Raw genomic sequence first — 10,253 nt, forward strand, 5'->3', positions numbered from 1 at the left:
CGCTTGCTGAAGTAGTAGTCGTCCTGCTTCAGACTGTTGAGCGGATACAGCTCGCTGTGACCGTTCTCGTAGGCGAGCGCGGCGAAGTTGTTGATCCCGAGATCAATGCCAACCGTCTTTTCGCCGGGCGACTCAGATACCTCAATCTCAACCTTACAGACGAAGTGGAGTTCCCACTCGTTGCCTGCCCACACTGCCTTCACTTGTTGGACGTTCTCCACGGTGGAGAGATCAACGTCGGGTCGCGTCTGGTATGTACAGAGGATGAAGTCCGCCCAATACTCTTTGAGGTTCGAGCCTTTGGAGAGTCGGACGCGGTTGTACTGGGTATCGAGTTTGAAGCCAGCGGCTTTGAACGTGACCGTGCTTCGCGGGTGTTCGTCGCCGTGTTTGCGGTAGCCGGGCGGGTTCGCTCTCGCATCTCCGTTACGTCGTTTACCGTACCAGCCGTTGAACGCCTCAGCGAGTTCTTGAAGGACTCGCTGACTTGACTGCGAATGCAGGTCATCGTAGCGTTCGTGGCTCTTGAGGTACGCGGTGAGTTCGTTGTGGTTTGGAATGTGACCGGTTTCGTCCCAAATCCGGCTGCACGTCCACCGCCCGACGTTCCAAAGTTTCGAGGCTGCGAACCCGAGGGCATCAAGATCGTCAGACACCCGAGACTGATTCCGAATGGAAGCAGTATAGGTGCGTGTGACGACCTGTTTTGCCATACGTAACCTATGACAGCAATCCTACTTAATAGTAACCATTCAGATGGTGTGGAATATCCAACCATGCCTTCGAGCGGTGGGCTGTGGAGGAGTTGTCGGATTCATCCCCGCGCTGAAGCGCGAGGCTTTCTCCTTGATTCTCCGTAAGTAATTCTTCGACGCTCACGCGCGCTCGCGTCAGAGCCGTGCCGCCGATCGCCCCTGATCGGGCCGATCAGGCGGAGTACTCCCAGATCCAGCAACGATAATCCCATCTCGCTGTCGTTGAACTATTCAGAAATTAGACTTCTGAATATAAGCCAAAAATCGCATGACTGCGGTTCCTTATCAACTTGAATAATCGGCACGGAGTCTTTAATAGGGAAATCCTACTCCATAACGATAACGCCCGCCGGGCAGGCCGGGGGCCAACGCAACACACAATGTTCGAAACAATACTGGACGAGGAAGAGCGCGGGCAAGTGGGGATCGGGACCCTCATCGTGTTCATCGCGATGGTGCTGGTAGCGGCAATCGCCGCCGGCGTCCTGATCAACACCGCCGGGTTCCTTCAGACGCAGGCGGAGGCAACAGGCGAAGAGAGTACGAGTCAGGTGAGCGAAAGGCTCCAGGTCGTAAGCCAGTCCGGAGATATCGCCGACAACGTCGCCAACACCAGCGAACGCGGCATCGGGACGCTTGAGTTTGTCGTCGCGTCAGCGCCCGGCGCCGGCAATATCGACCTTGACGAAGTGACAGTCGAACTGGTCGGGACTTCTGGGCAAGAGACGTTCCAGCTTGACGAGAGCCCGCCGGCAACCAACACGATCTTCACGAAAACGGGGGATAGTAATGTCCTAACCGACAACAGCGACCGCGCAGAGGTCATAGTCGACCTCGAGGCTGCGGATGCATTCGAGAGTGATGGCGGCTACGCGCTTTCCGAGGGCGACTCCCTGACAGTGACGTTCACGACTGCGTCAGGCGCATCGACGACGACCGAAATCCGCGTCCCGACCACGCTGGTCGGCGATGACGGCGACTCGGTGAGGCTGTAACAATGTTCGAATTCATCACTAACGACGATCGCGGTCAGGTCGGTATCGGCACGCTCATCGTGTTCATCGCGATGGTGCTGGTCGCTGCCATTGCCGCGGGCGTGCTGATCAACACGGCTGGGTTCCTCCAGTCGCAGGCAGAATCGACCGGCGAAGAGAGTACGGACCTCGTGTCCGAGCGGATCGAAGTGACGAGTTCGGTGGGTATCGTCAGCTCGGATACCTCAACGCTGAATGAAATTCGTGTGACGACCACCGGTGCACCCGGCGCCGACGACATTGACCTGACTGAAACGACGATTCAGGCAGTCGGGCCCGGCGGACAGGAGAATCTTGTGTTCACCGACGCCGCGTACAATATTGTTGTGCCGGACGGAACAGATGCCACTTCGATTCAGCGGCCTGTAGCTAGCGATGCGGAGGCTGTTCAGGTCGGTGTGAGTTCGGACATCTCCAATAGCGTCACTCACCTGAACGTCTCCAACGCGAGTTCACATGTCTCTGTCCCCATCGAGGATGTCAATACTGGAGAGATCAACACGGTCGACATCTCTGATCTCAACATCAGTGGTGAGACGCTGACATCGGGGGTCTACGACGGTAGTGTTAGTGGTACCAGTGATGTCACCGTGACTGATGTTAGTTACAACCTTCCTACTGTTTCCGAAAACTCCTCGGCGCTTCAGGATAATATCCGTGCTAGCTACGATGGAGTTCAAGTGAATGCTAGTACCGATAACAGTAGCGACGGCAGCGGATACGCGCAGATCAACATCACGAATACGGATAACGACGAAACAGAGATCTTCACGGCTGGCGATGACTTCAACAAGGGTTCGGAGTTCACAGCAGATATCTCGGCTCTCGACATCTCTGAAGGTGATACCTTAGAAACCAGGACCGAGAACAGCGATGGTAGCCTAGTGAACAGTGGTAATAACCAGACTGTTCAGGAGGGTCTTGACGTCGCGTCCGTCGAGAATCTCAGACCTGGTCAGTTTGCGGTCGGGTCCGACGGAAACTTCAATTCGGATCCCGTCCTTGACGACCAGAACCAGTACACGATCCTGCTGAATCCGTCCTCAGGAGCGTTCGCTGACGAGTCGACCTTCGGTGAGGGCGACGAGGCGACGCTTGACCTCGTCTCGCCCGCCGGCGCGACGACGCAGGTCGAACTGACTGCGCCCGACCTCTTCAGCGAGAACGGCGAAGCAGTCCGCCTCTAAGCGCAGCCGCAGAGCCAACCAATCGATCCCGCCGCAGGGCCGTTTCCCCAGCGGGACCCCGCCGCAACACCTATTTTACGGCGCGCGTTACCATGGCCCATGAGTGACCACGACGCGCCGGCAGCCGACCCGGACGCGCCGCCGGCCGACCCCGATGAACTTGACTTCACCGACGACGAGAACGTCGTCGAGATCGGCGAGAGCCGCTACGTCGTCGGAACGAATGGCCGCCCCAACGTAGGGCGCTCGCGGAGTGAACGCCGCCCGCCGCCGGAAGACACGGGGCCGGCCGGGGATGCTGGGGGTTTCACGGCTGCACAGCCTACAGCCCCGGATGAACGTCGACCTGCGGGCGATGACCCGCGTGCGAGCGCTGCCGGGCCCAGAGTTGATAACCACAATAGACGACAGCCTAGTGGACAAGCTCCCAGTGGTCAACGAGGCGATACCGAAGCCCGTACCCAAGCAGATGGAAGAAGACAGGGCAACCAACGGACTCGTCCTGGGTCAAGCACAACGGGAGAGCAGTCGCCAAGCAGTGGAGGCACAGTCAACAGACAATCGGTAAGCCGATGGCTGGCGAGTTCGTTCGACGCTGACGGCTTCGATTACGGCATCGACGCAACGCTTCACGCAAACGGAGACACCACCCGTCAGCGGATGGTGTCGAACGATGTGACGGCGACATTTGACTCGCTTGTGACGTGGTTTGCGTCCAACGCGGGTCCGAGCTCGCCGACACCTGAGGCACTTGGGCTCCTTCTTGTCGCAAGCGAAACGACCATCGATCTACCCCCAGTAGTGATCAAACGATTCGCCGCAGATCACGGGCTCACTGCGAGTGATAGTATCGGCGATCTTGTGCGGGCAGCCGAAGAAGCTGATGGGTTCCGGATCGAGTGAGCGCGTTGTGTCGTTGACGAAGCCAGAATATCAACGCCGAAGCAGATGTGAATATCACACTCGATAGCGAGGGCGCTACAATCAAGTGTGGATACGAAGTTAACAGTTGTATACTATTGTTCGTTGGAAGCCAACTCGATCGAACCACCGACTACACATGATTTTGAAGACCATCGTCCCAAACCGGATACACTGTCGGCTTGCGCTTTGCTTTGTGCTATGTCTCGTGTTTCTCAGCGTTGGCGTGGGGGCGGGATCTGTGACAGCACAGGAGACGACGATTAACACAACGGTTGGAGGAGATAGACTTATAGAAGGAGGCGAAACCGTCGTATTAGACGATCCGACAGCAAATGTAAGCGTGACATCAGACACAGCGATTGATCTAATCGAGATCCGAATTGATGATGAGATCCGCCATACGTACCGGCCTAATGCAACCACGTTCAAACGATCAGTTCCGCTTGAGCTTGATCCGAATGAGAACACCGTTGAAATAATTGCAAGAGCTGATAGCGTAACATCACTCAAGACAACGGTGAATAAAAATACTGCCTCCCCACGGGTTAAATATTCGTCCCCATTCTCGACGAGTATTAAGGGCGGACCGGAGAATGAAACCAGCGTCTCTGGCGGACAGGTCACGCTTGCAGGGACACTACATACCGTCTCAAAAGTTGAACAGATTCGAGTCGAGCGGACCCATATTCATGATGGGGACGATGAGAGCAACAAAGCCCGTAAAGTCCATATAATTACGAATCCAGGAGAGTCATTTTCACAGTCGCTTTTGCTTGGTAGCGGGACGAATGAAATCGAAGCCCGATATACCGATGCAGCTGGGCGAACAAACACTGATAGGTTCAACATTACCGTCAGCGACGCTGCTACTCCAACGGCTAATCTTGATATCCAGACTGAAAGTTACACAGATACAGCACGTATTCGCGGGACAATCCAAGACGAGACAAAGATCGGCCGAGTTGCAGTTGAGCGGGCTAGTAACAACGGGTCACAGATACTGTTGGCTAGTAGTGATACCCATCCTGATCCAGACAGACTCAGCTACGAGTTTGAGACAACCGTTGACTTGTACAATGATAACGAGGATAACAGGTTCAAACTTGTTGCTGAAGATGCTGCAGGAAACAAAAAAACCCAGACGTTTGCAATAGACTACGATCCAGACCCAACAGTTAGCATTACTGAAAACAGAACGAACAGGACGGCTAGAACTGTCCGAATTGCTGGGAATATCTCAGAAGCAAACATTGATCGAGTAACTTTAGAAACAATCGATACCCGGTCCGGTGAGCGACTTGATCTCATTAGAGTGTATGAGGCGGGGACGCCAACGACCGCGATTACCTTTGATCACACGCTCGATGCAGTACCCGGCGAGACAATCGGAAAGCTGCTCATTGAGTATGACCGTGGACAGTACACACAGACGGTTACGCCGATTGTACGTTCCCAAGCAAATACGACATCACAAGCGGTTGAGAATGAGACCAGCAATCCAGATCTTGTAAGCGAAAACAAAACGAACAACGAGCCAGTATCTGATGAGGAGAATACTTCGGTGAGTGGCACCGATTCTGTGACCAATTCATCAACGGGTGAGGATATGCCTGCGGATGGTGATGCATCGGCGACGCCGACACTTATTCCCATTCGGATGCGTGACGCACTTGGTGGAACCGTGATTGTTGGTGCTGTGTATTTATTCGGCCACTGGGTTTGATCATGAAGGTCGCTGCGTTCTAGACTACTTGACCCTGAGAGAATTCACAGAGGATCTGCCCGGCGAACCGCAATCTCAATGTCGAATTCAGTCGGATCCGTTGAGCCGTTGGTGTCATCAGTGTCGTACTGGATGATGATATCTTCGATGGTTCGTGTCCCAGAGTCAAATGACTCAAACGTTCGTTCGATGTAGGTGCGCCCGACTGCGGTTCGCTCGTCCACTCGCGGTGGATGGTACGTTCGGTCGTCTGCTGGTGGCTCATAATAGGCATCGGCCCGGAGTTCGAGCGTTCCGTATGTGTCTGTTCCCGGGTTCGCGATAACTACCTCAGCCACAATTTGTGACAAATAAATCGACTCAATAATACGATCAATATCGAATGACTCAATCTCGATTCCGGCAGGATCGGGAGAGATCACACCTTCATTAGGCGTGTCGTCTATTTCCTCTTCATTCGGCTGGCCTCCGGGTTGTGTGTCACTACTCGATGAAGCCGAAGCGTCTGCGTCCGTGGTAGTCGTTGAGGTAGTTGGGTGAACACTGTCATTAGATTGATTTGTGTCGCTCTCAACAAGACAACCAGAAAGCCCGAGAGGGACAACAGCGGCCAAGACACGCCGCCGCAAATATGATTGTGTCATATATCAAATTATACGAGGAGGGGATTAAATCCCATCCTCAGATGTCCCTGCTAAGCTTGGAATCACCCAACTATTAGTGAGTTGTCCTTGCCAGCGCGGTCGTTCCTCCCATGCATCGCCAGAAAATCCTGTCGCAAGAAGGAACTCACCAGCCTGGAGTAAATACCCATACTGAACGCCAGCGAACTCATCGAGATCAGTCCGATCACTGCCTGCCTCGCGATGATAATAGCGGTGCCACGCGAGTGTATCATTGCTCGTGGCTGACTCGGGCGCAATGGGTTCACGACCTTCCGTGTCTCCCGCGTTGAGGATCGAATCTAACCGATCGCTTGCAGTTGCAGAGTCACTGTACTGTTGGATGTAAAGCGGCGTCCCGTCGAGGTCTCCGGGTGGTCCTTCGAACGCGTTGCGTTGGCGAGACGCTGCGTCTGGACGGGCTGCAAAAGTGCAAAATAGCTCCTCAGTGCGCCCTGTTGACTGGGTGACGGGGCCAAGTCGCTCGCGCAGTGTCATCCGGCGTGCTTCCGGAAGCGGATCACCAGTAAACGTGGGGGGATAGCTGTCAGAATCATCTGCATACGGCTCGTAGGCAAGCGCCATAAAGTTCCGACGATCAGGGATCGCAAGTTCAACAAAAACACGCCCAGGGGCAGAGGGTGCAAGCCGGTCAAGCAGCCGGTTGTGGATTGGGTCCCGAGAGAAACGATCAGAAATGTAAATTGGCGTACGGATCTGAAAAAATGACAGATGCATCCGATCAAGCTCTTCGACAAAGCGATCAGCGTCATTTCGGTGGGCTGAGCGTGTGAGCGCTGGGATGTGTGTGTCAGTTCGCGAGCGAATCAAATGAGCTGGATAAAAGTAGGGTTCAAGTGCTGTTGCCGCGCGATCTGCAGCGTCGTAGCCAGCGGCTTCGAGCTGCTCGACCATATCTACTGTTGGCGTCGTTGGCTCGTTGATCGACTCACGAAGGCTGGAGACGGTAGCAAGCACGTCGCTAATCGCCTCACGATACACCTCGATGGCATTCTCGTACGAGACCGCAAACCAGACCGCATCAGCAACGACGGCACGGGTCGCGGCTGCAAGTGATGGATGAGGCCCAGTAACCCTGTCAGTTCCATCATCGCTAGATGTCCCGTTATTGCCATCCGAGTCAGTTCTATTATCGAGTTCATCCGGATAGGTAACGCCATCCACATTGAGACAGCCGGCAAGGCCAGCGACGGTGCCAAGGCTGGCGAGGATGGTGCGGCGCCTCTGTTGCATACATCACTATCAGACAAGATAGAACTTAAATACTGACTTGGTCAGATACGCTCACGCGGCTCTCACCTAGAGAAAAATTACAAGATTGACATTCCACCGCGCTGAAGGGCGAAGATTCTCCGTGGGACAACACGCCGTTCGTGCGTCCCAGAAGGCAGGCAGCCTAACCAGGACACAAGGGGCTGGCTGTGGTTTGTGAGTAGTACGTCAGGCCTCGTGAGACGCGTGGTGTGCGTGGGTATCCACTTCCGCACAGGCGGCGCCGTGGGCCGACTCAACCACGGTGGGCGAGGCGACAGCTGACGCAGGGTTGGCCTTTATTGACAGAGGATCCCAACCTAACTCCAATTTTCGTCTGATTCAGCAACGACTGTGAAGGGTGAGATTCTCTGCGTGTAGAAAGATAACCGAACGCCGTGTTGTTAGTTGGGATCGGTTGGCCCAGCAATAATAACGCCGTCTCGTTGCATCGAGACATCGATGTCGAAGTCGCTAGTCGACTTCGAGAGATCGAACTCGCAGTCAACAGACCCGTCAGGTTCAACCGTGCCAACACAGTTGAGTACTTGACTGATTCCACCAGTGGGCTGATCGGCCGAAACACGGACAATGACGGAACTACCCGGTGCGAGGTTCGTGTCGGCGGTCACCGATAGGCGAGTATCATCACTCGCAGAATTACTTGTGAACGTGACATCCGGCTCAACAACCGTGAATGACTCATGGAGCGAGACCCGGGGGACTGAGTCAGGTGCAGTCTCGCTGATATCGAGTGTGACTTGGTACTCGCCCGTCTCGAAGGTGCTCGTGTCGATGGTGGCGACAAGTCCACCAGCGTCGGCGTCGTAGGTCGTTTCAACGCCGGAAAGTGACCCCGTTGGCGTATCCCCTCCCGCCGCCGTCAACTGGAGATCGACTCCGTAGCCGAGCGTTCCCTGCCCGGCAGGGCCGTACAGTACTGTGCCACGATCGCGGTGGGTCGCCTGCCGGCCGTGTATCCTGACAGCAACCGGTTGCGAGCCGATCGCCTCGGGGTTCTCCATCGCGTAGGCTAGTCGGAATGTGTGATTCTCGGGGATCGTAACTGGGCGATCAAAGGAGAGAGTTATGCGACCGTCAGTGCCCGTCTGGATGTTTTGGACCGCAACTCCGATAGAGCGGTCAATGTAGCCGTCACCGGTCTCGTCGATACCGATCGACTCGATATCGCTCTGCGAAAAGTGATAGACATCCTTCGGTGGTGTGCCATCATCGACGCCGTAGTCGATCGTCAGTGACCGCGCCGAGATAGACTTATTGGGAGATGTCTGCACCGTATGAGTTGTTAGCACTCCGGGTGCACTGTCGTCCGGATATACGAGATTAGCAGCAGGAGTAGGCGCCTCGAGAATACCCCCGAGACCACCAACTGCGAACCGCGTTCGGACGTGGTCACCGCGAGCTGCTGTGATATCCTCATCGCGGTTTGATTCGTTGGACGACCCGTTCGCCGCCGCAGCAAGCGGTGTGTTGGGGGCGACGGCACGGACATCGCTCCCAGTGACTACCGGCTCAGAAATGGTGAGGACGCCGGCGACGCTCGTTTCGGCGGTCGAAACGATTAGGTTGTACCGGCCGGTGTCAAGCACCGATGCCTCGGTAACCTTCGACTCAGCAATCAGGCGGACCTCATCGGCGTCGCTTTGAGCTGTGAATTGCCCAGCGTCAGAACGGTCAATGCCACGGAACGTGTTGGCACGGACGCGGATCATGCCATCGTTGTCACCGTCGCGGACACGGAGCGTGGCTTGATACTTCTGGTCGGCCGAACGGATACGGAGGGTAGCCTGATCGGTGTTACGCAACTGGAGGTCTATCGTCGCGACATCGCCCTGTGCGACCGTCGTCTGGGCGTCGCCGAAACCGACGGCGGGGCCAGACTGCGCCGCTGCGGGGGCGGCAAACGGCGCGGCGATCCCCGCCAAACCGACAAGCAGGGCCGCCGCAACGAGGGCGAAGCGTGTTTTCATGGACTACTCCAGTATACCGTCGTGGCGGATAAATACTTTCTGTCACGGCCATCCGATATCGGCGGTTACAGCCGTTCTGACGGATAATCGGCCGATTGGTCTTGTGTTGCCGATCGGGACTAATCCTCGCTGAACGCAAGTGGTTGCTCCTGACGTTCGACGACGACTTTTTCTCTCTGTCGTCGATCTGGAGTTGGAAATCAAGAGATGATCTATAGGCGGAGCAGGCCGAGTGCCTCGGGGCTTGACCCCGAGGCGGTTCACGTACAGCAGACAGAACCCAGATCGGCAACGTGTCACGGGCGGTCAACGAGTACCTTCAGCACCGAACCGAGAACAGCTGTTCCGTACAGTTTCTGTGAATTACCGGTTCTCTTGTTGGCTGTCACGCACCACTCACGTCGGAGGTATCACCGGCAGCATCCGCAACCGAGCGACTGACACCTGATCTAACTATTCAATCCGCGACTTTCTCAGGACGCCCAAGCAATGTCACGGCACCGTCGCTAGTTGGTATGAGTGCGCTCGAAAAATGGAACCGCAAACCGCGTGGCCGAACGGAAAACCGTTCGGTAATTAGTGGTCGTTAGTTGTCGCGACGGGTCGCGAGGAGCGCGGCCGCAACGAGGGCGACGAGGGCGACGAGCGCACCGAAGCCGGGCGTACCGTCTTCAGAGCCGTCACCGCCGTCGTCACCGTCGGACC

General features: G+C 55.8%; 7 protein-coding genes and 2 pseudogenes. 4 read left to right on the forward strand and 5 right to left on the reverse strand.

What is annotated here, in order from left to right; genetic code table 11:
* Positions 1–713, reverse strand: a pseudogene (locus tag DJ69_RS18705) (transposase); the annotation flags it as partial.
* 422 nt (positions 714–1,135) lie between these two features.
* Between DJ69_RS18705 and DJ69_RS00645 the strand changes: the two are divergent.
* The 4 genes and pseudogenes from DJ69_RS00645 (at position 1,136) to DJ69_RS17655 (ending at position 5,623) form a co-directional block, all read left to right on the forward strand.
* Positions 1,136–1,750, forward strand: a complete 615-nt coding sequence (locus tag DJ69_RS00645) for an archaellin/type IV pilin N-terminal domain-containing protein (RefSeq protein WP_099253835.1) — start codon at positions 1,136–1,138, stop codon at positions 1,748–1,750.
* A gap of 2 nt (positions 1,751–1,752) precedes the next feature.
* Positions 1,753–2,181: pseudogene (locus tag DJ69_RS00650) on the forward strand (archaellin/type IV pilin N-terminal domain-containing protein); the annotation flags it as partial.
* Between the two features lie 894 nt (positions 2,182–3,075).
* Entirely contained in the window at positions 3,076–3,879 is an 804-nt protein-coding gene (locus DJ69_RS00655) for a DUF7500 family protein (RefSeq protein ID WP_099253836.1), read from the forward strand.
* A 259-nt stretch (positions 3,880–4,138) separates the two neighbouring features.
* The gene (locus tag DJ69_RS17655; RefSeq protein WP_144050348.1) at positions 4,139–5,623 is read left to right on the forward strand and encodes a hypothetical protein; all 1,485 of its coding nucleotides are present in this window, start codon (positions 4,139–4,141) and stop codon (positions 5,621–5,623) included.
* Between the two features lie 44 nt (positions 5,624–5,667).
* Here DJ69_RS17655 and DJ69_RS17660 read toward each other — a convergent pair whose 3' ends face one another.
* The 4 genes from DJ69_RS17660 to DJ69_RS19135 form a co-directional block, all read right to left on the reverse strand.
* A complete protein-coding gene (locus DJ69_RS17660; protein ID WP_144050349.1) occupies positions 5,668–6,267 on the reverse strand; it encodes a hypothetical protein in 600 nt (199 codons plus the stop codon).
* 24 nt (positions 6,268–6,291) lie between these two features.
* On the reverse strand, positions 6,292–7,539 hold the full coding sequence (locus DJ69_RS00660) for a hypothetical protein (RefSeq protein ID WP_099253837.1): 1,248 nt from the start codon (positions 7,537–7,539) through the stop codon (positions 6,292–6,294).
* Between the two features lie 422 nt (positions 7,540–7,961).
* Positions 7,962–9,548, reverse strand: coding sequence for a DUF7827 domain-containing protein (locus tag DJ69_RS00665; RefSeq protein ID WP_245851410.1), 1,587 nt, complete (start codon positions 9,546–9,548; stop codon positions 7,962–7,964).
* 586 nt (positions 9,549–10,134) lie between these two features.
* Positions 10,135–10,253: PGF-CTERM sorting domain-containing protein (locus tag DJ69_RS19135; protein ID WP_144050353.1), on the reverse strand; the 119-nt coding region annotated here is incomplete at its 5' end.

Source organism: Halorubrum persicum (assembly GCF_002727125.1).
GTDB classification, from domain to species: Archaea; Halobacteriota; Halobacteria; order Halobacteriales; family Haloferacaceae; genus Halorubrum; species Halorubrum persicum.